Source organism: Shewanella piezotolerans WP3, from assembly GCF_000014885.1.
Taxonomy (GTDB): Bacteria; Pseudomonadota; Gammaproteobacteria; order Enterobacterales; family Shewanellaceae; genus Shewanella; species Shewanella piezotolerans.
The window spans coordinates 4101366-4123909 of record NC_011566.1 but is presented as its reverse complement, the minus strand read 5'-3'; the positions used below and the strand labels follow the sequence as shown (position 1 = coordinate 4123909).

The following is a 22544-nucleotide window of genomic DNA, read 5'->3' as shown; positions in this document are numbered from 1 at the left end:
ATTTGAGTCAATTATTGCTCCTGATAAGGATTGTTATAACCAAGACTTTCAATCAGTTGGGTCTCTAATGACTCCATCTCTTCAGCCTCAATATCTTCAATGTGATCATACCCTAGCAGATGGAGACAACCATGTACAACCATGTGTGCCCAATGTGCGTTAAGGGGTTTATTCTGATCAATTGCTTCTTGCTTTACTACCGCTGCACAAACGACTAAGTCGCCCAGCAGTGGTAGCTCTATGCCTGGTGGTGCTTCAAACGGAAATGACAAGACATTGGTCGGTTTGTCTTTCCCACGATAGGTACTATTGAGCATCTGGCTCTCCGCCACATCAACTATGCGTATCGTCAACTCGGCTTGGTCCATGCTATCTCTGAGCGCTGTTTTTACCCAAAGTTCCATCTCTTGTACTGATGGAAGTTCAACGCCCTCAACTGCGACTTGCAGATCGAGCTCAACACTCGTAGCGGTATTAGTCATGGTTTGGCACTTCCTGTAGTTGATATTGGCTGTCTTTATTACCTTTGCTTGTCTGAGCTTTTAGGTCGAAAGCTTCATAGGCTTCCACAATTCTCGCAACAACAGGGTGGCGAACTACATCCTTTGCTTGGAAGAAGTTAAAGCTAATTTCACTCACCTCTCCTAATACTTCGATTGAATGACGAAGTCCTGATTTTTGATGCTTAGGTAGATCTATTTGAGTGATGTCTCCAGTAATGACGGCACGAGAGTTAAAACCTATCCGCGTGAGAAACATCTTCATCTGCTCAACCGTTGTGTTCTGGCTCTCGTCGAGAATAATAAAGGCGTCGTTTAGAGTACGGCCGCGCATATAAGCTAACGGTGCCACTTCAATCACGTTACGTTCTATCAGCCGTTCGACTTTCTCAAACCCCATCATCTCAAAGAGTGCGTCGTAGAGAGGACGCAGATATGGGTCGACTTTTTGGCTTAAATCTCCTGGTAAAAAACCGAGTTTTTCACCGGCTTCAACAGCTGGCCGCGTTAAAAGAATTCGGCGAACCTCTTGGCGCTCGAGTGCATCAACCGCAGCAGCGACTGCCAAATAGGTTTTACCTGTACCTGCAGGACCAATACCAAAGGTAATATCGTGGGAGACAATATTACGTACATAATCGCTCTGATTCGGGTTACGTGGCTTAATCACTCCACGCTTGGTTTTAATATAGAGCTCTTTCTCATCACGAGGGGCTTCTAAGTCAAGCGCGACGGCTTCTTGAATGGCTAAGTGCACGGTATCTGGTTCAAGATCAGGTGTACTGCCTCTTACCGCTTGAGTCTCTATATATAATTCTTTTAATAAGTTATTGGCTGTTAAACAGTTCTGCGGCGCACCCACAATCTGAAAGTGATTGTTACGGTAGCTGATCTCGACACCAATACGGCGCTCTAGTTGCTTAATGTTGTCATCAAATGGACCACAAAGAGAGACTAATCTACGTGTTTCAGCGGGCTCTAAATACAGGTTGAGCGTCGTTAACTTATTTGACAAGAAATAACTCCAAATATTAAGAATAAAATTGTACGCTAGCACTCTAGTTTACGAGCGAAAATCAATAAATGCGAATGGTATTTTTTAATGGTTATAGAGACGAAAAAAGCGGCATCTAAGATGCCGCCTTATCAGCTTATTTACCCGCTTTTATTCAGTCGATTAAGACGGGGTAAACTGAGTGACACCCAAAGCATCATCTAGCTTATATTTCGCTACAATATCTGATGGGCGTAGATCGCGACGTAGATCCATCTCATCTTCAGCGCGAACAAATACACCGCGAAGTGAGTTGGTGTAAACATCGACAATCTCTACATCAACAAAGCCACCAATATGTTCAGGCTTACCTTCGAAGTTAACAACGCGGCTGTTCTCAGTACGACCACGTAGCTCCATTGGATTCTTAACTGACGGGCCTTCGACTAAAATACGTTGAACTGTGCCTACCATATGGCGGCTATAACGCATCGCTTGCTGGGTAATACGATCTTGCAAGATAGCTAAGCGCTCTTTTTTCTCTTCTAATGTCACATCATCAGGAAGATCTGCTGCAGGCGTACCTGGGCGTGCGCTATAGATAAAGCTAAAGCTGTGATCAAATTGAACATCTTCGATTAACTTCATAGTATCAGCAAAATCTTGCTTTGACTCACCAGGGAAACCAATGATGAAATCAGAGCTAATCTGAATGTCTGGGCGAGCTTTACGTAGACGACGAATAATTGACTTGTATTCAATTGCCATATGGCCACGTTTCATCTGCGTTAAAATCAGGTCAGAACCGGACTGAACTGGCAGATGCAAGAAACTCACGAGCTCAGGAGTGTCTTCGTAGACGTCAATAATGTCTTGAGTGAACTCAATTGGGTGGCTGGTGGTGAAACGTAAACGGTCAATACCATCGATTGCCGCAACATAACGAAGAAGCTCTGCGAAAGTACAGATTTCATCATCATGAGTCGCACCGCGGTAGGCATTTACGTTCTGCCCTAGAAGGTTAACTTCACGCACGCCTTGGTCGGCTAATTGTGCAATCTCTAGAATGATGTCGTCTAATGGACGGCTTACTTCTTCACCGCGCGTATAAGGTACAACGCAGAAAGAGCAGTATTTGCTGCAACCTTCCATAATTGATACGTAAGCGCTAGGGCCATCGGCTCGTGGCTCTGGTAGGCGATCGAATTTTTCGATTTCTGGGAAGCTAACGTCAATAACCGCTTTCTTGCCATCTTTAATCTGATCAAGCATTTCTGGTAATCGGTGTAGCGTTTGTGGGCCAAAAATAAGATCCACACATTGAGCACGCTCTTTAATTGCTTTACCTTCTTGTGAAGCAACACAGCCACCCACGCCAATAATAAGCCCAGGCTTTTTGTCTTTTAATGTTTTCCAACGCCCTAGCTGATGAAAAACCTTTTCTTGTGCTTTCTCGCGAATAGAGCAGGTGTTTAATAGCAGCACATCCGCTTCTTCTGCTTCATCTGTCAGCTCATAGCCTTCGTATTCGTCGAGAAGGTCTGCCATCTTTGATGAGTCATACTCATTCATTTGACAGCCCCAAGTTTTAATATGGAGTTTTTTACTCATCAGTTTGTATCACTCTAGAGGCACCGAAAAAATAGCGCAATATTTTAACGCTAATACAAGCCGCTGGCTAGCATTTAGCCTATGTTTGAGTGAATTTATTCTGCTGAGCTCATTACCCCTGTACTTGCTAAGGATTCATCATGCTGTTGTTCCATTGAGAGCTTATTGCTTATAAGGCTATGTTCTTTGGCCATTTGTAGGCTACTCATGCGGGCTTGAATATAGATGTCAGCAAGTAATTGAAGGTTAAAATTACTCAGTACCTCAGTTGTATATTGATAAGCTGCGTACTCAAGTGGCGCTCTATATACGACCGACATACGATCCATATCTTGTTGGTCATTTGCAGCTAGGGCCGTAAAAGGGCTAATTATGATGATCATCAGTGCCGCGTAAATTGACTTTTTCATATCATTCTCACTCATTCCGTTGTGGGTAATTGGCTTGTAGGTAATAGGTTTGACAACTTGAGTTTATGATATGGTTTGAATCTGCGAATGAGCAGGATGTAACCAGTTGTTAGTAATTTGGCTCTCAGACACATTTGAATACGTTAGAGTGCGCGGAGACATTAAACGACATATTTGCTAGAGACATTTTGCGGATTGCAAAGGGCTGTTGATCTTTCACGGTTGTTTTTGCCTTAGCTTATTGGCTATTTTGATAAGGCGGAGGCTAAGTCGTTTAGTCATTTGCCATAAATAACCTAAAACAAAGTCAAAATAGCCAACAAGCGCGGCCCTTCGGGCTCGTTTGAAAGGTTTTATTCTTTAATGACTAGCATGCGTGACGAGGTTTTGCTTAGCCTGCTAAGCTCAAGCCTTGTACTAAAACAATTGAATTCGAACAAAAACTAAGCTCGAAAGATCTACAGCCCCTAAACAAACACAACTTTTAGATCAAATTTTGTGGTTCAAAAAAATTAAATAGGTGAGTTTTGAGTGTAAACTGGCACCAATAAAAATTACTGGCGTTACTTTTTGGAGTTAAGTTCTGTGGAACAGCTGAAAAATAAGAACCATAGTTACGATGCCGTTGTCGTTGGCGGCGGCATGGTTGGAGCGGCGACGGCAATTGGCTTAGCGCAGCTAGGGCTAACTGTTGCGGTAGTAGAAGCGTTTGCCCCTAAAGCTTATGAAAGCTCTCAACCACTCGACTTAAGAGTCTCTGCTATAAGTGCTGCATCTGAAGAACTATTGTCACGTTTGGGGGCATTGAAGTTTTTGAAAACTATGCGTCAAGTGGCTTACAAAGGTCTTGAAACATGGGAGCTAGATGGCTGCATTACCCAATTTCACAGCGACCAAATAGGCGCTTCACACCTTGGTCATATTGTAGAGAACCGCTTAATTCAGCTCTCGTTGTGGGAGCGCATAACGCAGTTAGACAATATTAGCCTCTATTGCCCTGTTAAAATTAATCAACTGCAACGTAGTCATGGTGATGATGCCATTGACGTTTCTTTAGAAGACGGACATGTATTCTCGACTAAACTGTTGATCGGCGCCGATGGTGCTAACTCCTATGTTAGGCAATGGGCGAATATAGGTATTACAGGTTGGGATTATGCTCAGTCGGCGATGCTTATCAATATTGAAACTGGTAGCGATGAGCAAGATGTTACTTGGCAGCAATTTACACCTCAAGGCCCACGCTCCTTATTACCATTACCAGGTAAGAATGCTTCTTTAGTTTGGTATGATGATGCCAATCGGATTGCACAGTTGTCACAGTTAAATAATACGGCACTGAAGAAACAGATTGATCAACACTTTCCTGAGCGACTAGAGCGTGATTTTACAGTCGTAAATAAAGCTAGCTTTAAACTTACCCGTCGCCATGCACAGCGTTACTACAGTGATAATATAGTGATCCTAGGCGATGCTGCACATACCATAAACCCGCTAGCGGGGCAGGGAGTTAACCTAGGTTTTAAAGATGTAGATGCACTTATTACAACTATTGAGTCTCAACTGCACAATGAATCAGGCTGGTGGAACTCTGAGGTTCTTAAACAATATCAAGGGTGTCGTTACCGCGATAATCAGTTAATGATGTCCGCCATGGATATGTTTTATGCCAGCTTTAGTAATGATATTTTACCGTTGAAACTGTTAAGAAATAGCGCACTCAAACTGGCGAATATAGATAGCCCAATTAAGAAGTATGTACTGAAGTACGCCATGGGTTTTTGATTCGTTAGTAAGCGAACTTGGCAAACGGAAAGCGAGTGATGCTTTCCGTTTTTTTATGCTTTGTTAAGCATGAATAAATGCTTAAATTGGCCTTCATATACCAATAACGAAATGGCCAATTTTGCGTATAATTTGTTGGCAGGCATTTTGAGTGCTAAAATGCCGCGTTTTTAATTTTGTGGCTAATGGCGGCAAAACATCAATAAGTAAACACAGACTGAGTATTATGAGCAATATTAAACTTATTGTTGGGTTAGCAAATCCCGGCGCACAGTATGAACGAACGCGCCATAACGCAGGGGCTTGGTATGTTGAAGAGCTCGCCAGAGTGTGTGGTGCGTCCTTAACATTAGACAGTAAGTACTTTGGTATGACGGCAAGAGCCACACTTCATGGTAAAGATGTGCGTTTATTGATCCCGACGACTTTTATGAACTTAAGCGGCAAGTCGGTTGGCGCATTAGCAAACTTTTTTCGGATTGCACCAGAAGAGATCTTGGTTGCCCACGATGAGCTAGATATGTCGCCAGGGGTGGCGAAATTTAAGCTTGGTGGTGGGCATGGCGGTCATAATGGTCTGAAGGATATTATTGCCAAGTTAGCTAATGATAAAGGCTTCTACCGTTTACGAATTGGTATTGGTCATCCAGGCGATAAAAATCAGGTGAGCAATTACGTGCTCAGCAAAGCATCGCCAACGGATCAAGAATTAATGGATGCCGCGATAGATGAAGCAGTGCGCTCCACAGAGATATTATTTAACGAAGATATGGCAAAGGCGATGCACAGGTTGCATTCTTTTAAAGCATAAACAAATACTTGGAGTTAGCTCTAAGTGATTCATTGATATAAAGGTAACAATATGGGTTTCAAATGTGGCATCGTAGGCCTGCCAAATGTTGGTAAATCAACACTTTTCAACGCGTTAACTAAAGCAGGCATCGAAGCGTCAAACTTCCCGTTCTGTACAATTGAGCCAAATACAGGTGTTGTGCCTGTACCTGATTCAAGACTGGATGCATTGGCCGAGATTGTTAATCCAGAGCGCATCATGCCTACAACAATGGAGTTTGTTGATATTGCTGGCTTAGTTGCTGGTGCATCAAAAGGAGAAGGTCTAGGTAATAAGTTCCTAGCTAATATCCGTGAAACAGACGCAATTGGTCATGTTGTCCGTTGTTTTGAAGATGACAACATTGTCCATGTAGCGAATAAGGTATCACCTGCTAGCGATATTGAAGTTATCAATACTGAATTGGCACTTGCTGACTTAGATTCATGTGAGCGTGCGATTACTCGTCAAGCTAAGCGTGCTAAAGGCGGAGACGCTGATGCTAAGTTTGAAGTAGCAGTGCTTGAGAAGATGCGTCCAGTATTGGACGAAGGAAAAATGCTACGCTCAATGGAGCTAACGAAAGAAGAGTTAGCTGCAGTTGGTTATTTGAATTTCCTAACCATCAAGCCAACCATGTACATTGCTAACGTATCTGAAGATGGATTTGAAAATAACCCACATTTAGATACCGTTCGCGCTATTGCCGCAGAAGAGAACGCCGTCGTTGTTGCAGTATGTGCCGCGATAGAGTCTGAACTGGCGGAAATGGATGCGGAAGACCGCAATGAATTCATGGCCGATCTTGGTTTAGAAGAGCCAGGTCTTGATCGTGTTATTCGCGCTGGTTATGACCTACTGACCCTACAGACATACTTTACTGCTGGCGTTAAAGAAGTGCGCGCTTGGACGGTTCGAATCGGCGCTAGTGCACCACAGGCTGCAGGTGTCATTCACACCGACTTTGAACGTGGCTTTATTCGTGCGCAAGTGATGGCATACGATGACTTTATCACTTATAAAGGTGAAGCTGGCGCGAAAGAAGCGGGTAAACTACGTGTTGAAGGTAAAACTTATATCGTTAAAGATGGCGATGTAATGCATTTCTTATTTAACGTATAAGTTTATTGCGGCGCCATCGCCGCAATAAATGACGAAAAACGCGGCGCTTGGGTTTATCCTCAAGCGCCGCGTTTGTATTTTATAGCAGACCAGTTTGTTCATTTTGGTGGCTAAGCTTCGGCTTTGGTTGAATTTCGGGCATTCTGTTTTTCTAATTTCAGCAATAGAGTAACTGTTGGAACAGCTTTTTTGTGGTCGAATTGTTTTAAATTAGCATATATTGCACATCTGTTGCCCAGTTTGGCGAAGTAATAGCCTAACAGTGTATTTAGTTTAAATTAGCGAAAAAAAGCAGTTGACCTGCATACGCTGAATAAGCATAATACGCCCCGTTCCTCAGCAAGAGGGACAGATAAGTAGATGGCAATGTAGCTCAGCTGGTTAGAGCACAGCACTCATAATGCTGGGGTCGCAGGTTCAAGTCCCGCCATTGCTACCATCTTCTCTGGATGTTAAGTCCCGACAATATGGCTACCATCTCCTCTAGATGAAAAATAGAGAATAGCCGATTAGTTGATTTATTAAATCAGAAATATGATTGGCATCATCTTAATCTAGATGTAAAATTGATGCAGTGCGGGAGTGGTGGAATTGGTAGACACGCCAGATTTAGGTTCTGGCGCCGTAAGGTGTGAGAGTTCAAGTCTCTCTTCCCGTACCATTTATTTTAAAGTAATGAGCTTAGGCTTGTTATTAGCAAGAAAGATTAATTGGGATATCGCCAAGCGGTAAGGCACCGGGTTTTGATCTCGGCATTCCCAGGTTCAAATCCTGGTATCCCAGCCATCTTTGGCAATGTAGCTCAGCTGGTTAGAGCACAGCACTCATAATGCTGGGGTCGCAGGTTCAAGTCCCGCCATTGCTACCATCTTTCTCGGGATGTAAAATATAGAGTATGTAGCAATAACGGTACGTAAGTCCCGGCAATATGGCTACCATCTTTCTCAGGATGTAAAAATGAGTCATCTTAATCAAGATGTAAACTAGATGCAGTGCGGGAGTGGTGGAATTGGTAGACACGCCAGATTTAGGTTCTGGTGCCGTAAGGTGTGAGAGTTCAAGTCTCTCTTCCCGTACCATTTATTTAAAATAATGAGCTTAGGCTTATTATTAGTTACAAAGCTTTAATTGGGATATCGCCAAGCGGTAAGGCACCGGGTTTTGATCTCGGCATTCCCAGGTTCAAATCCTGGTATCCCAGCCATTTTTAAAAGGTTAATTTATTGACCTTGTCAGCATAACAGCAGTAATTTATTACTAGATGTTATAATGATGAAGTAGGGAAACCTACAGTAAAGTTCGATGCGGGAGTGGTGGAATTGGTAGACACGCCAGATTTAGGTTCTGGTGCCGTAAGGTGTGAGAGTTCAAGTCTCTCTTCCCGTACCATCGAATTTTATATTGATACAAAGAGTTAATTGGGATATCGCCAAGCGGTAAGGCACCGGGTTTTGATCTCGGCATTCCCAGGTTCAAATCCTGGTATCCCAGCCATAAACAAAAAGCCCGTCTATATGACGGGCTTTTTGCCGTTTAGGGTTTGTGAATACTGCGATTTATACCAATTGCATTAACAAGTTTGACCATTCAGCGGGAATTCAAAACGTTGTAGCTAAGTAGTGGGATTTGAGCTAATAGTTATTCTCGGCTCTGGCATCCTGCTTCGCTCTCGATAATTGCTCCTGCATTATTCTACCTTCGACCATCCTTGGTCTCGTACCTCCTAAATCTGACCGCCAAGGAGGGCCGGAATGTCTTATTTTGTATGGAACAAAATAGACCATTTAGTCGTATATCCAAATCCCATAGCGAAGCATATAGCGTTTTGCCAATTTGTTTAACCTCAGCCGCACTACGTGCAGCCCCTCAGTCTTTCCACTTCTGCTTTGCATTGGCTTAAAAGGGAACAACCATTTCTTTACCAATGCGCTTTGAATTGAAAAGACTGAGGGGCTCTGAACTGGTCAAATACTTAATGCAATTGGTATTAATCATCTAACTTCTATTTCTACGTTTCTGATACTGATTGATACTAACAGTTGTCCTTTCTTTGGTTAGCAGCTCAGGTTTTTTTGCTCAAACAATACTGCTAGTGCTAATCAAGTCGCCAACCTAGATGTCCAATTTTGTAGTTAAAATTCGCAGCTGGGTGCTTATGTGCAGACACGTGCTGAAGTAGGCCTCAAGTACATCCCTTGAGGCTCAACGAAAACATCAGACCCCATGGACGGAGGGAATGCCAAATTATGTATGGAACTGAATTGGCCATGTTTTCGACGGCTTCAGGCGTAGCTACACTTGCTTATTGGTGAACTCATTGGACTGAAAGGCTTAGTTTTTAACTTGGAAGTGCACTAAAGTGCGTTGACCTTCGAATGAAGACTGATGATATTTTTATTGGTGTTACCATAGCCTGTTTGAATTTGTGATTTCATGGCTATTAATCACCTCACGCGGGGGATGTGCTTACACAATACGTCCGTGTAAGCTCAACGAAAACATCAGACCTCCATGGACGCAGGGAATGCCAAATTATGTATGGAACAGAATTGGCCATATTTTTTCGACAGCTTCAGCCGTAGCTACACTGGTTAACTGGAGTTTCAATATATTCTCTTGCGGTTTGATGCTTAACGCGGAAATGCCCCATTCCTTGCTCGAGATACAGCTCTCCAATTAACTGCAGCATTGCTTTTCTTATTGAAGCTAGGATCCGGCTCCATTCAATTAGTACCCAGTTAATAAACGAAACGCTTGCAGATGAACGGCTAGGGATGCCAATACGCCGATTTTAACTTACTGAATAATTCTCAGTCCATTCGGGTAATAAAGGTTTGCTCGTCATCCACAAAAGCCACAAAACCACCGCAATATATAAACACCCGGCCACGCCCCTCAACTAGGCAGGCAAGCTGTGGGTTCAAATCTTCTTCGTTATCCTGACTTTGGAAGGTGCCAGTATCGGTGATTACGCCGCTGAGTGTAGGTAAATATCCATAAGTGCGCTTGGCTTGATCAATCAGGTTCAATTCGCTGGCAGTAGAGAAGCAAAAGGGGATCGCACCAGCTTCTTCGACAAATATAGTTTTCAGTTCTTCAAAAGCTGTAATCACCAGCCAGTCGATGCCGTTAACATTATGGATAAACATAGAGTTTCTCGGAAATTTTGATGCGGAGATTCTATCACTATCAGGGGGATAACGTAGTAGAGATTTAGTTGCCATACTGTGCCATTTCCAGGCATTCACTAGGCCAACTTGAAACACGTTTTTGCCCAAAAGTGAGTTAGCCTTCGAATGAAGACTGATTACATTTTTTTGGTAGTGTTACCAAGAAGAATGTTTGAAGCTGTAGTTTCATAGCTATAAATCGCCTCCAGCGGGGCATGTGCAGATACTGCCGTGACACGCAGCAAGTCCATCCATGGAGGCTCAGCCATGACGTCCATGTCATGGACGGTCACGGCCGTATCTACACTTGATAGTTGGAGTAATCATTAGGCTGTAGAGTTTGGGTTTCTAGCAAGCTTTTGTCCAATAATAAGTTAGCGACTAAAGTGGGCTTACTCGTTATTCATCTGATTTAGGCTGTGCAAGCTTCTAAATCATGGATGATTTAGCAGAGCCTATAGGGATATATTCACGGCGACTTGCAAAAGCTCAATACAGCTGAATTACCATATATTTTCTGAACCCTTATACTGACCTTTAAACTCTTTGTGCTAAGGCATTCCAGTCCATTAATGAGCTTGCCCGTTGGGCAAATACCTAGCGACTAACAGCCATTACAGACTCACCTAATACACCCACTCCCCATCGGAGTTGCCGAATTACGTTGAAGAAATAGCCGTAATGCCCACACGGACGTGGGCATAGCTTTCGCGGGACAGGATGTCCCATCGGAAGCGTTAGGCTATTTCGAATAAGTATGAGGAAGACAACTTCGTTTGGGGCGCTGAGGGGGGTGACTAATGTGAAATCAAGAGCGGGCGCAAGCGCTTTGCCCCTTGGCTCGACTCTTTGTTGCAAGAATGGGCGAAGCGCCACGATCTTATATCAAACGAAGTTTGATTGGTTTGGCTTATAGATGTCGAAGTGCTCAAGCACAAACAAACTTTTGTCCAAAAACGAGTTAACGGTTAAAATAACCTTGCTAGCAATTCATCAGAATTGGGCTGTGCAAGCTTCTAAATCAAGGATGATTTAGTAGAGCCTATAGGGATATATTCACGGCGACCTGCGAAAGCTCAAGGCAGTTGAATTGCATTCAATTACCCTATTCCGCAAACCACAATACAGCCCTTTAGACTATTTGCAGTAACTCGTTTTGGCCCTGCCATGTGCCAGTAAAATGCTGACATATCTATACCATCTCTTTATGCAAAAACGATTTTAGCACTCGAAAGGGAAGCAAAGTGATTTGCTGCCGAGTCCCATTCTTGGATGAAATCCTAGTGTTTGGTAACAAATCAGAGTTTTGTTAACTATTGTCAGCTTAAAATGTGCTAACAATCACATGATATTTGCAGTTATTAACGGTTGTGTTGCTTCCTGGTTACATTTTTAGTGCTTTTTTAATGCCAGTTGTTTACCTAATTCGAAAGTTATGTGGCATACCTCTCAAGAGGTAATATTGTCAGAATTGCAATCGAAGTCATCACACTAAATCACTCGCTAAGCAGATAAATTTCACTTGCCCCAATAAAGAGGGCGGAATATAAGTGAGTGGAATTGATGATGAAAATATTCGATATGAAAGTTGCAACACTAGCAACCCTCATCGGGTTGGCCTTAGCGGGTTGTTCTGGAGATGATGGCACAAATGGTAAAGATGGTGCTCCGGGTACACCTGGAACGCCAGGCACTCCTGGGATCCCGGTTGCTACCGATGCCAAGGCCTTGACTGTTGCTGTTGACACTATTGCTGTTGGCGCAACATCCGATGTTACTTTTACCGTAACTAATGAAAAAGACTTACCGGTTGTTGGCTTAGAGAAGTTTGGTTTTATACTGTCAGGCCTTGAGCAAGGCACTGATGGTGATGCGAGTAACTGGAAGCTATTGAGCTCTGAAGCATGTCCAGCAAGTAAGTACTCTAAGTGTGGCAATTTGGTTGATAACCAAGATGGTACATATACTTATAGCTTTGAGAAAGATGTTACAACTGAGAGCGCTTTCGCCATCACCGATGAAAAGACATTAAGATTGGTAATGAGAACGGGTGGCGAAGCTGTTGGGGCAACAGAGCTTAGCTACGAGAATATGCATTATGACTTTAGAGGACAAGGTCTAGAGCCGCTCTACAGCAAGAATGTGGTCAATAACCAGAACTGTGTAAGTTGTCATGATGACTTTACTATTCATGGTGGCAAATATACAGAAGTAGAAACTTGTGTTGCTTGTCACGCAGACAATAAAGTGAGTGATATCAGCAAAGTGTTCCCAATGCTGGCTCATGAAGTTCATATCGGAGTGATCCCTGCACCAGTTGGTGGTTGTGATAATTGTCATGCAGAGAACGAGCAAGCAACTGATTTTGCAAACTGGAAGAACGTTCCTACGCAAGAAACCTGTATTACTTGTCATACAGACGTAAACTTTAAAGAGGGTATTGGTCACTGGCCATATCAAGACAATGCACAATGTGCCAATTGTCACACGTCAGATACGCTTGAAATGGTGCATTTGTCGACCTATAAAGGTCAGAATGAGCGCCGTGAAAATCTGCACTTGACCGTTACCGAAGCAAAAATGGTTGATGCGCCAGAAGCAAAAGCCAATATCGATGCCAATCTAGATACTGATAAGACTGGTTATGTACAGTTGACCGTCGATATTTTGGACAAAAATGGTAACACCCGCAATGAGCAGTTAGATCTGGTGAAGTACATGTACTACGCGGAGTTCTATATCAACTGGGGTGGCCAAGATATGGGCATGGATCGCGGTAAAGTTTTACGCGTTCACACCAACAAAGAAAACTTCCCAGGCTACGTAGATGAGCCAATCGTACTTAACTATGAAAATGGTAAGACGACCTTTGAAATCGGTCCATTCGATCTTGAAGACGATTTCGATGGTGACTTGAACGACAGCTATGGCATGGTGACACCGCGGATCTGGTTCTGTATCGACAAAGATGGCGAAACAATCCAAGACTGTGATGGCAAAACCGATTGGAGCAATGGTGCTGCAGGTTATAACTGGCAACACTTTTTCAATAAAGAAGGCATGCTAGAAGAGCGTCCACGTCGTCAGATTGTGACAAATGCGCTTTGTGGTGATTGCCATGGTACCACTACCTCTGAAGACGGCTTTGTACAGATGACGCTTAACTGTCGTAGCTGTCACTCTGTGGTTAAAAACGATAGCACCTATTTCGGTACAACCTGTGCTTCTGGCTCGGTCGACTCTGATGGTGACGGTTCTTTAGACCCAATGGTTATGATGAAGGATCTGATGCCTCGTGCAGAGCGAGACTGGACGACTGCATCAAATGCTGGTGAAGAGTGTGTTGCTTGTCATAATGCCAACAATATGCCAACTCAGGTCATTCGTAATTCACAAACCAAACAAGGTGATGAGGATTACATTGAGCAGTTGACGATGAGCCATCCAGATCAAAAAGTCTGGATCCATGCTATGCATGCCAACAACCGTGCTAACCAAAGTGGTGAAGGTTGGAAGCGTAATGTTGAGTACTCTGCTGATTTGGCTAACTGTGCTAAATGTCATGTTGAAGACAGCTTTGATGCTAAGTACCTCGTTGGTCGTAAGCCATTAGCGCTTGATCTTGATTACATGGATACCTATGACGGTCTTGACCCTGCAAATGGCAAAGACACTAGCGGTAACAAACGTTATGCCGTCGATGCTGTTGCAGATGCATTTGTATCGCCAACTGCTGCTGTATGTTTGAGCTGTCACGGAAAACGAGCTGCTGAAGAGGGTGAAGATCGCCGTCAGGTTCGTAAAGATGTGGTTAGCCATATGAAGCAAAATGGCGCTCAGTTTGGCGTAGAGATGGGCCAATACACAGGCGAAGAGTCATGTGCAGTTTGTCATGATCTTAACAACCTAAAGGAATCTCATAACCTCAAATAAAGTTTATCCCCCTGCAATTATTTTGGCCCTAGCATTTTGCTAGGGTCTTTTTTTAACAGGGTCACAATTATTAACAAAGTCTCAACTCTTTTTCTAAAACCTTTAATCGGGTCAGATTAAAAAGAGCGTCAAAGACTTAGAATAACCTAGGGGAAGCTACAGGGATGGTAGGAAGTAGGGGTTAGCTTGTGAAAATTACCGAATTTTTAATTATAGATTTAGATGCAAGAGACTTAGTCGATTTGCGCACGACAGAACGGCATGCTCTTTCTCTTGCTGAATTAGAAGTTTTAAAATGCTTAGTCAGCCATGTAGGTGACGTTGTAAGCAAAGAGCAATTGAATACTGCGGGTTGGCCTGGGCGTGTTGTCGCACCCTCATCTTTAACCCAGTGCATGAGCAGTTTGAGAAAAAAGCTGGTGGCACAAACTGACATCGAGCTGAAGAATATTCCACGTTATGGCTATAGTTTGTGTATCGTTGATGAACACGATATTGCTACTGATGAAACTAAGGCGGAAACGGTATCAACCGCTGTTCAACCACAGACTGAAGAGGGGCATGTTGCATTTAAGAGTAAGCGTCTTAATATCAATCTAGCAAGCCGCATAGTATGGTCTACGCTGGTCGTTTTGGCTGGCATTATCATCACGCTGCATTTTTCTGGTGGGCTGAAAAAGGCTGTTAATTATATTGCGCTTCTCGCCAAGCCACAGATCGCAGCCATCACAACTCAAAATTTTGAGTTTAATCATACTTCTTCTCTAGTCAGTAAGGTCTTCTTAGATTCACAATCAACCGACACCTCTCAGCAAGCGACGAGCGCTGATGAGCTGATTGCGAACTGGTTCAATTATGAAGACGTCCTAGCTGCTTCCAGTGAAAAACAGTTATTTACTTATGACAATGGTCAGTATGAGTCAATAGCACTGTGTAATGACTTTGGCAGCACTTGCAGTGATAGGCAGCCACTTAACTTAGTGAGGACTGCTGATGCGCCAGTGACCCCGCTAGACATTCAGTGGTTGGCTGATACTAAACTGAGGATGGAGCAAGTTACCTATAACAAGATTTTGCTCGACAAGTTTGAAACAGAGAATAGCGGCGTGGTTGAAGATGTTTATCGGGCGGATGTTTATTACTACTCAGATACAAAAAATGTTGTCAGAGCCGATGTTAGATTATCAATGATATTTGATTCAGATAACCGCGGTAAGCTGGTGGCTGCAGCTTGTATAACCGATGATATGCTCAGAGAGATCTCGATAAGGTATCAATTTAGCGGTGACTTTAAACTGAAGCAGTCTCTTATTGATGGCAAAGTCGTCAAAACATTTCTAGTCGACGTTGATGAGCGCAGCTTTACCAGCCCTCAGCAAGTTTCAAAGGAATCGGCAACGATTTATAGAGAGATCCGCAAGAACGTTTTGCAGAATGAGCAGATGGTGATCAGACAGGTTTACCAAGATGATGATAGCGGTGTATGGATGCTTCCCCTCTGGGGAGAGACAATGGTCTGGGCGCATAGAGAGCAAGTGTCGCTATAATGTCAGTGTGCTCGGTGAGGGAATATCTGCTTAGCAATAAATGTTAGGGATAAAAAAACGCACTCAATGGAGTGCGTTTCTTATTTCAGCATTAAGCCTAAGCGAAGTTATTAGTGCTTAAACATCGCTGAGATTGACTCTTCGTTGCTTACGCGACGAATAGCTTCAGCCATAACCGTAGACATGGTTAGCTGAGAAACTTTTTCAAGCGCTGCAATTTCAGGGCTTAATGGGATCGTATCAGTAACAATCACTTCATCGATGACAGACTCAGCGATATTTTTCGCTGCATTACCTGAGAATACTGGGTGAGTTGCATAAGCAAATACGCGGTTTGCACCGTGCTCTTTTAATGCTTCAGCCGCTTTACAAAGCGTTCCGCCAGTATCAATCATGTCATCAACAATGATGCAGTCACGGCCCTGAACATCACCAATAATATGCATTACTTGGGCAACGTTTGCTTGTGGACGACGTTTGTCGATAATTGCTAAGTCAGAATCGTCAAGAAGCTTAGCGACCGCACGAGCACGTACTACGCCACCGATATCTGGAGAGACAACCACTGGGTTCTCTAAATTCTTTGCTAACATATCTTCAAGTAACACAGGGCTACCGAATACGTTATCAACAGGAACGTCAAAGAAACCTTGGATTTGTTCTGCGTGTAAATCACATGTCAATACGCGGTCAACACCAACGCTTGAAAGGAAATCTGCAACGACTTTTGCGGTAATTGGTACACGAGCACTGCGAACACGACGGTCTTGGCGAGCATAACCGAAGTAAGGGATAACTGCCGTAATACGACCAGCAGAAGCACGACGAAGTGCGTCAACCATAACGATAAGTTCCATTAGGTTGTCGTTAGTCGGCGCACAAGTAGATTGAATGATGAATACATCCGCACCACGTACATTTTCATTTATCTGGACACTGATTTCGCCGTCACTGAAAACGCCTACTTCTGCGTCTCCAAGTTTACAAAATAGACGATCGGCTATCTTCTTAGCGAGACTAGGTGTTGCGTTACCGGCAAAAAGTTTAATGTCAGGCACTGTATGAACCTCAGGCGTATGCTTCATGATAGTGGCTGGGACTTAAAAGGTATCCCAGATATAGTTAACACTGAGCTAATCTCAGCATTAATGGCGATTTATTTGCCCCTTTGGCAACAAAGCCATTCATCGACGTAGGCAGTTTTGCCAAGGCGTCTTTAGCTTGTTGCTCCTGTTCGAATTGACCGAAAACACATGCTCCGGTTCCGGTCATTCTGGACGGCGCATATTCTAGCAGCCACGCTAAGGCTTTGGCAACTTGGGGAGAGTGTTTTGCGACCAGTTCTTGGCAATCATTTTTCCATGGGCTTTCCATTAAGGAAGTTAATGAATGCTTGGGAGTATTGCGAGGCAATGCTGGATCTTGGAAAATTTCGGCTGTTGATACATGCACATCTGGCACCACTACAAGGTACCAAGGCTGAGGAGGGTAAACGGGCTGTAATTGCTCACCAACACCTTCAGCAAAAGCTGAGAAACCATTAATAAAAACAGGGACATCAGCGCCAAGCTTTAGTCCTATTTTGGCAAGTTCATCTATGGGGATATTCAGCCCCCAAAGCGAATTTAGTGCGACTAAAGTGGTTGCCGCATCGGATGAACCTCCACCTAAACCGCCTCCCATGGGCAAGCGTTTATCTAACCAAATTTCAGCGCCTTGTTGGCATTGGCTATACTCTTGCAACGATTTTGCGGCTCGCAGAATTAAGTTATCGTTATCGGCGACAACAGTAGACATATTTGAATGCAGTTTCAAATTTGTGTTCTCAGTAACCTTAAAGTCGAGAAAGTCACAATGCTCGATAAATTGAAACAGTGTTTGCAGTTCGTGATAACCATCTTCGCGGCGACCATTGATATGCAGGAAAAGGTTGAGTTTGGCTGGTGCAGGCCAACCTAATGAAAGTGCTGCTGTCATAAAGAAGACTCATTGGCAGTGGAATTTGGTTGATTGGTCACTATTTGTTTTTCAGGAAGAAGAGCTTGCCACTTACTGACCTGAATTTTAAGTCGAATATCATCACGATTTATCTCTAGCAATCGCGGTAACTCAGCGCCACTTTGGGTTTGCCAACTCTTAAAGCTGACTTCCCAAGCAGGACGTTGATTTAAATTGATGAGCTTGATAGGACGATTGAGTGAATCTTGGCTCATCACTTTATCCCCCTCGCTGAGTTGTCCTGTGATCCAAAGCGGTAAGGCATCGATAGGAATCGTCCAACCGGTAATACGCGCGAGTAGGCGTTGGGCATTGGTATCGGTATAGGTCTTACCATCGAGTTCTAATAATGTATCACCGGCAGTACTGGATAAACTCAGTACCGTAGTACCTAACATTGTGGTTAGTGTTAACTCATCGGAAGTTTGTGTGTGCAACCAATACAGATTCGTACTAAATTTATCGTCAGCGGTACGCACCGCAAGTTTGCCTTGCATTTCCCAAGCTTGCGCTTGTTCGGCCTGCTCGACAGAGACGGGAACTAAGTTGTCTGGTATGGTAGTTGAGCAACCGCTAATGAAAATAAAGCTCAATATCACCCATGCATAAGTGTTTTTTGTGAAGCTGCTCAAATTATTCATCTATTACTGATATAAAAGAGCCCTTATGATACGAGGGGTTGGTAAATTTACCAATGCCCTAATGCAAAAAATAACCATTTGCACAATGTTTATTGTCGTCAATTGCTGTCATAGCTATTTAAAAATAGTTAAAAAGGTGACGCTAATTGGAAAAATGGGTAAGAACAGAGATTATTATTCGGTTTTGTTAAGCGTATTCTGTTTTTAACAAAGCCAATTCAGTAGAATGGCACCAATAAATAAGATGCCCAAGAGTCCAGAACGAGTCAAATGAGCCTTGTAGCAATCGGAATAAATCATAAAACGGCCACGGTCGACCTACGTGAGAAAGTCGCTTTCGCACCAGACAGAATTCATGATGCTATGAAGAGTCTTGCAACGCACACTCAGTCGGGCGAAGCCGTCATTATCTCTACCTGTAATCGCACAGAGCTTTACTGTAACAACGGTGAAGAGGCTGACGTTGTCCAATGGTTAGAAGATTATCATCAACTTTCTCATGCCGATGTAGAGCCCTGTCTGTATCAATTTAAGGATCAGGAAGCGGTTAAACATTTAATGCGCGTTTCTGCTGGACTGGACTCGTTGATCTTGGGCGAGCCTCAAATCTTAGGTCAAGTTAAACAGTCTTTTGTAAAAGCTAAAGAAGCGGGCACTGTTGCAACCACAATGGATCGCTTATTTCAGAACACTTTTTCAGTGGCTAAAAAGATTCGAACCGAGACTGAGATCGGGGCTGCTGCTGTATCGGTTGCCTTTGCTGCTGTGAGTATGGCTAAGCATATCTTTTCATCGCTGAGCACCACGCAGGTATTACTTGTAGGCGCAGGTGAGACCATAGAGTTAGTGGCACGTCATTTAAAAGATAATGGCGTTAAAACAATGGTGGTGGCAAACCGAACAATTTCACGTGCTGAAGCCATGTGTGACGAGTTCGGTGCAACTGCAATTACACTCGAACAGATCCCAGACTTTCTCCCTAAGGCCGATATCGTGATATCCTCTACGGCTAGCCCATTACCGATCCTTGGTAAAGGCATGGTAGAAAAAGCGCTTAAGCAGCGTCGTCATCAACCTATGTTGTTGGTAGATATAGCAGTTCCTCGAGATATTGAGGCCGAAGTAGCGGATCTGGATGATGCGTTTCTATACACCGTCGATGACCTGCAAAGCATCATTGAACAGAATATGGCTTCTCGAAGAGAGGCTGCCGAGCAAGCAGAATTAATTGCAGACGATCAATCTTATCAGTTTATGGAGTGGATCCGCTCATTAGAGTCGGTTGACAGTATCCGTGAATATCGTACTCAAAGTATGGCGATAAAAGATGAATTGGTAGAGCGAGCGGTCAACAAGTTGGCCCAAGGTGGTAATAGCGAGCAAGTGTTACTTGAACTTGCTAATAAGCTGACCAATAAATTGATCCATGCACCGACCCAAGCGCTTACTGCTGCGAGTCGCCAAGGTGATCTCAATTCACTTGGACAATTAAGGACGATGCTCGGACTAGATAAAGACTAAGGTTAGCGTTTTAATGAAGGACAGTGTAATTCGCAAGCTTGAAGGCTTGCTTGAACGTAATGAAGAAGTATTGGCGCTACTAAGTGATGCAGGCATTATTGCCGATCAAGAGCGTTTTCGCGCCTTGTCTAAAGAATATTCTCAACTAGAGGATGTTGTTAAAGCTTTTAAATCTTTTCAGCAAGCAGAAGAAGACCTTGAGTCTGCTAAAGAGATGATGGAAGAGGATGATGCCGAGCTGAAAGAGATGGCTCAAGAAGAGTATAAAGCGGCCAAAGAGACGATAGAAACGTTAGAATCTGAGCTACAAATTCTGCTACTTCCAAAAGATCCTAATGATGATAATAACTGTTTTATCGAAATTCGCGCTGGTGCGGGTGGTGATGAAGCGGCTATTTTTGCTGGCGATTTGTTCCGTATGTACAGCAAGTATGCTGAAAGCAACCGTTGGCAAATTGAAGTCATGAACACCAACGAAGGTGAACATGGCGGCTTTAAAGAAGTGATTGCTAAAATCAGTGGTGAAGGCGTATACGGTAAACTGAAATTTGAATCTGGTGGGCATCGTGTGCAACGTGTTCCAGAAACAGAATCTCAAGGCCGAGTACATACTTCAGCTTGTACAGTGATCGTTTTACCAGAAATCCCTGAAGCTGAAGCGATTGAGATCAATAAAGCAGACTTAAAAGTTGATACTTTCCGAGCATCAGGTGCGGGCGGACAGCACGTCAACAAAACTGATTCTGCGATTCGTATTACTCACATTCCAACTGGGATTGTTGTTGAGTGCCAAGACCAACGCTCGCAGCACAAAAACCGTGCTCAAGCGATGAGTGTTCTTTCTGCTCGAATTCAAGCGGTTGAAGATGAAAAGCGCCGTAGTGAAGAAGATAGTACTCGTCGTAACTTAGTCAGTAGTGGTGACCGTTCAGAACGTATTCGTACTTATAACTTCCCACAAGGTCGAGTGAGCGAGCATCGCATAAACCTTACCTTATACCGCTTAGGCGAATTTATGGAAGGTGATATCGATGTGGTGATTGAACCTCTAATCCAAGAAACCCAAGCTGATATGCTTGCAGCTCTTGGCGAAGGTTAACGGCTCAGTTCTATCGTTATTCGATGAATAAGGACATTCCTTGCAATTGACTATATCAGGGGCCCTAAAGTGGGCCTCTTCTCAATTAGAGACTATTTCAGATTCGGCTATGCTGGATGCTGAAGTGATGCTGCTGCATATTATTAATAAGCCACGCAGTTACCTCTATACTTGGCCTGAAAGAGACTTAGATTCGGCGCAAGTCTCTGAGTTTAAACAGATGCTGGCCAAGCGCCTCCGGGGAAACCCCATCGCGCATATTGTTGGTGAGCGAGAGTTTTGGTCACTGCCATTTAGAGTCAACCCAACCACTTTGATCCCAAGGCCTGACACCGAAATCTTAGTCGAAACGGCGCTCAATCTTCCTTTAGCTGAGAATGCGCGGGTATTGGACTTGGGCACTGGCACTGGCGCGATCGCGCTGTCATTAGCGCACGAGCGTAATGAATGGCAAGTGTGCGCCATCGATAAGGTTGAAGAGGCGGTTGCGCTAGCGATTGAGAATCGAGTTAACCTAAAACTTGAACATGTTGACGTGTTTCAAAGTGATTGGTTCGATGCGGTCGAATGTTACGACTTTAACTTGATTGTGTCTAACCCGCCATATATCGACGAAGAAGATGAGCACCTATCACAAGGCGATGTGCGATTTGAGCCGCAAAGTGCCCTAACTGCTCCGTTAAAAGGCTTTGCCGATCTGTTTCATATCGCCAATTGTGCCCGTGATTATTTAGCCCCTGGCGGTTACTTGTTACTGGAGCATGGCTACCAACAAGCGATTGAACTGAGAGAAAAGTTGATTGAACTAGGCTTTGAGAATGTCGCGACTGTTAGAGACTTTGGCAGTAATGACCGTTGCACCATAGGTCGTTGGCCAAGATAGAGCGTTAATACTTCTGATAAAAAGGCACTTTATAGTGCCTTTTTGATATCTCTTCGCCACAACAATTGGGTTATAAGGTTTTAACCATAAAATATTTACAACCCGTCTTTGGGTACGCTGCTTGTGTCCACTGCACTTGATAACCCCTCGCTTCATAGAAGGGCTTAGCTTGAAAGTTTAACGTATCTAGAATGGCAAATTTGCAGCTTTTCGCAAGTGCTAGCCGTTCAGCTTCTGCTAATAGTTGGTGGCCGATATTTTGCCCTCGTAGACCCTCCGATACCCACAGGTAATCAATCATTAACCAGTTGCCAAAAGTGCGTCCTGAAAAAACTGCCAACAGTTCACCGTTGTCACCTTGCATTAGCTTGCCAAATACACTCTGAGTAGATCAACTTCTTATACTGATTGGTATAGACTCTGCAATTTTATCTTCGACGGATAGGGCAAACTCTTTGCTGTTATCGGTAACAAACTGGCTCATCGGTATACGGCTCC

At 43.7% G+C, this 22544-nt stretch carries 16 protein-coding genes, 8 tRNA genes and 1 pseudogene; 16 read left to right on the top strand and 9 right to left on the bottom strand.

Annotated elements, in window-relative coordinates; translation table 11 throughout:
• Nucleotides 1–11 precede the first annotated feature (11 nt).
• The 4 genes from ybeY to SWP_RS17430 all read right to left on the bottom strand — a co-directional run bounded on the left by ybeY (nt 12) and on the right by SWP_RS17430 (nt 3515).
• On the bottom strand, nt 12–482 hold the full coding sequence (gene ybeY / locus SWP_RS17445) for an rRNA maturation RNase YbeY (protein WP_020913926.1): 471 nt from the start codon (nt 480–482) through the stop codon (nt 12–14).
• Entirely contained in the window at nt 475–1515 is a 1041-nt protein-coding gene (locus tag SWP_RS17440) for a PhoH family protein (RefSeq protein WP_020913925.1), read from the bottom strand. The genes ybeY and SWP_RS17440 overlap by 8 nt, the downstream gene beginning before the upstream one ends.
• A 162-nt stretch (nt 1516–1677) precedes the next feature.
• Nucleotides 1678–3105, bottom strand: a complete 1428-nt coding sequence (gene miaB / locus SWP_RS17435; protein ID WP_044556051.1) for a tRNA (N6-isopentenyl adenosine(37)-C2)-methylthiotransferase MiaB — start codon at nt 3103–3105, stop codon at nt 1678–1680.
• A gap of 95 nt (nt 3106–3200) precedes the next feature.
• Nucleotides 3201–3515 (bottom strand): hypothetical protein, encoded by a 315-nt coding sequence (locus tag SWP_RS17430; RefSeq protein ID WP_020913923.1) that lies wholly within the window; start codon nt 3513–3515, stop codon nt 3201–3203.
• Between the two features lie 642 nt (nt 3516–4157).
• Between SWP_RS17430 and SWP_RS17425 the strand changes: the two genes are divergently transcribed.
• The 11 genes from SWP_RS17425 (at nt 4158) to SWP_RS17375 (ending at nt 8748) form a co-directional block, all read left to right on the top strand.
• A complete protein-coding gene (locus tag SWP_RS17425; RefSeq protein ID WP_420804973.1) occupies nt 4158–5300 on the top strand; it encodes an FAD-dependent monooxygenase in 1143 nt (380 codons plus the stop codon).
• 226 nt (nt 5301–5526) lie between these two features.
• The gene (gene pth / locus SWP_RS23990; RefSeq protein ID WP_044556503.1) at nt 5527–6111 is read left to right on the top strand and encodes an aminoacyl-tRNA hydrolase; all 585 of its coding nucleotides are present in this window, start codon (nt 5527–5529) and stop codon (nt 6109–6111) included.
• 51 nt (nt 6112–6162) lie between these two features.
• Nucleotides 6163–7254: a redox-regulated ATPase YchF gene (gene ychF, locus SWP_RS23985; protein WP_020913920.1), complete on the top strand. Its 1092-nt coding sequence runs from the start codon at nt 6163–6165 to the stop codon at nt 7252–7254.
• Nucleotides 7255–7616: 362 nt separating this feature from the next.
• Nucleotides 7617–7693, top strand: a tRNA-Met gene (locus tag SWP_RS17410).
• A gap of 137 nt (nt 7694–7830) precedes the next feature.
• Nucleotides 7831–7915, top strand: a tRNA-Leu gene (locus tag SWP_RS17405).
• 50 nt (nt 7916–7965) lie between these two features.
• Nucleotides 7966–8040 (top strand) — tRNA-Gln (locus tag SWP_RS17400).
• A 5-nt stretch (nt 8041–8045) separates the two neighbouring features.
• Nucleotides 8046–8122, top strand: a tRNA-Met gene (locus SWP_RS17395).
• A gap of 126 nt (nt 8123–8248) precedes the next feature.
• Nucleotides 8249–8333: transfer RNA gene (locus tag SWP_RS17390), tRNA-Leu, on the top strand.
• Between the two features lie 50 nt (nt 8334–8383).
• Nucleotides 8384–8458: transfer RNA gene (locus tag SWP_RS17385), tRNA-Gln, on the top strand.
• A gap of 100 nt (nt 8459–8558) precedes the next feature.
• Nucleotides 8559–8643 (top strand) — tRNA-Leu (locus SWP_RS17380).
• A 30-nt stretch (nt 8644–8673) separates the two neighbouring features.
• Nucleotides 8674–8748 (top strand) — tRNA-Gln (locus SWP_RS17375).
• Nucleotides 8749–10064: 1316 nt separating this feature from the next.
• On the opposite strand, the gene SWP_RS17370 is transcribed toward SWP_RS17375, so the two are convergent.
• On the bottom strand, nt 10065–10403 hold the full coding sequence (locus SWP_RS17370; protein WP_044556502.1) for a hypothetical protein: 339 nt from the start codon (nt 10401–10403) through the stop codon (nt 10065–10067).
• A 1584-nt stretch (nt 10404–11987) separates the two neighbouring features.
• Between SWP_RS17370 and SWP_RS17365 the strand changes: the two genes are divergently transcribed.
• Nucleotides 11988–14357, top strand: a complete 2370-nt coding sequence (locus SWP_RS17365) for a multiheme c-type cytochrome (RefSeq protein WP_143711211.1) — start codon at nt 11988–11990, stop codon at nt 14355–14357.
• A 188-nt stretch (nt 14358–14545) separates the two neighbouring features.
• The gene (locus SWP_RS17360; RefSeq protein ID WP_020913916.1) at nt 14546–15904 is read left to right on the top strand and encodes a winged helix-turn-helix domain-containing protein; all 1359 of its coding nucleotides are present in this window, start codon (nt 14546–14548) and stop codon (nt 15902–15904) included.
• A 110-nt stretch (nt 15905–16014) separates the two neighbouring features.
• Here SWP_RS17360 and SWP_RS17355 read toward each other — a convergent pair whose 3' ends face one another.
• From SWP_RS17355 to lolB, 3 genes are all read right to left on the bottom strand, one after another.
• Nucleotides 16015–16962, bottom strand: coding sequence for a ribose-phosphate pyrophosphokinase (locus SWP_RS17355; protein ID WP_044556501.1), 948 nt, complete (start codon nt 16960–16962; stop codon nt 16015–16017).
• Nucleotides 16963–17026: 64 nt separating this feature from the next.
• Nucleotides 17027–17881 (bottom strand): 4-(cytidine 5'-diphospho)-2-C-methyl-D-erythritol kinase, encoded by an 855-nt coding sequence (gene ispE / locus SWP_RS17350; RefSeq protein WP_020913913.1) that lies wholly within the window; start codon nt 17879–17881, stop codon nt 17027–17029.
• Entirely contained in the window at nt 17878–18543 is a 666-nt protein-coding gene (lolB, locus tag SWP_RS17345) for a lipoprotein insertase outer membrane protein LolB (RefSeq protein WP_020913912.1), read from the bottom strand. Before lolB ends, ispE begins: the two co-directional genes overlap by 4 nt.
• Nucleotides 18544–18813: 270 nt before the next feature.
• Here lolB and hemA point away from each other — a divergent pair, with 270 nt between their 5' ends.
• From hemA to prmC, 3 genes are read left to right on the top strand one after another with little or no spacing between them, the layout of a single operon-like run.
• Nucleotides 18814–20064, top strand: a complete 1251-nt coding sequence (hemA, locus tag SWP_RS17340) for a glutamyl-tRNA reductase (protein WP_020913911.1) — start codon at nt 18814–18816, stop codon at nt 20062–20064.
• A 13-nt stretch (nt 20065–20077) separates the two neighbouring features.
• A complete protein-coding gene (prfA, locus tag SWP_RS17335; protein WP_020913910.1) occupies nt 20078–21163 on the top strand; it encodes a peptide chain release factor 1 in 1086 nt (361 codons plus the stop codon).
• Between the two features lie 40 nt (nt 21164–21203).
• Nucleotides 21204–22046 (top strand): peptide chain release factor N(5)-glutamine methyltransferase, encoded by an 843-nt coding sequence (gene prmC / locus SWP_RS17330; RefSeq protein WP_020913909.1) that lies wholly within the window; start codon nt 21204–21206, stop codon nt 22044–22046.
• Between the two features lie 70 nt (nt 22047–22116).
• Here prmC and SWP_RS17325 read toward each other — a convergent pair.
• Nucleotides 22117–22398: pseudogene (locus tag SWP_RS17325) on the bottom strand (GNAT family N-acetyltransferase); the annotation flags it as partial.
• Nucleotides 22399–22544: the final 146 nt, after the last annotated feature.

Coding starts and splice junctions, on each gene's coding strand:
- SWP_RS17425 (WP_420804973.1), top strand. CDS start 4,158: ATGGTTGGAGCGGCGACGGCAATTGGCTTAGCGCAGCTAGGGCTAACT.
- miaB (WP_044556051.1), bottom strand. CDS start 3,105: ATGAGTAAAAAACTCCATATTAAAACTTGGGGCTGTCAAATGAATGAG.
- ychF (WP_020913920.1), top strand. CDS start 6,163: ATGGGTTTCAAATGTGGCATCGTAGGCCTGCCAAATGTTGGTAAATCA.
- SWP_RS17370 (WP_044556502.1), bottom strand. CDS start 10,403: ATGTTTATCCATAATGTTAACGGCATCGACTGGCTGGTGATTACAGCT.
- hemA (WP_020913911.1), top strand. CDS start 18,814: ATGAGCCTTGTAGCAATCGGAATAAATCATAAAACGGCCACGGTCGAC.
- SWP_RS17430 (WP_020913923.1), bottom strand. CDS start 3,515: ATGAAAAAGTCAATTTACGCGGCACTGATGATCATCATAATTAGCCCT.
- ybeY (WP_020913926.1), bottom strand. CDS start 482: ATGACTAATACCGCTACGAGTGTTGAGCTCGATCTGCAAGTCGCAGTT.
- SWP_RS17365 (WP_143711211.1), top strand. CDS start 11,988: ATGATGAAAATATTCGATATGAAAGTTGCAACACTAGCAACCCTCATC.
- ispE (WP_020913913.1), bottom strand. CDS start 17,881: ATGACAGCAGCACTTTCATTAGGTTGGCCTGCACCAGCCAAACTCAAC.
- pth (WP_044556503.1), top strand. CDS start 5,527: ATGAGCAATATTAAACTTATTGTTGGGTTAGCAAATCCCGGCGCACAG.
- lolB (WP_020913912.1), bottom strand. CDS start 18,543: ATGAATAATTTGAGCAGCTTCACAAAAAACACTTATGCATGGGTGATA.
- prfA (WP_020913910.1), top strand. CDS start 20,078: ATGAAGGACAGTGTAATTCGCAAGCTTGAAGGCTTGCTTGAACGTAAT.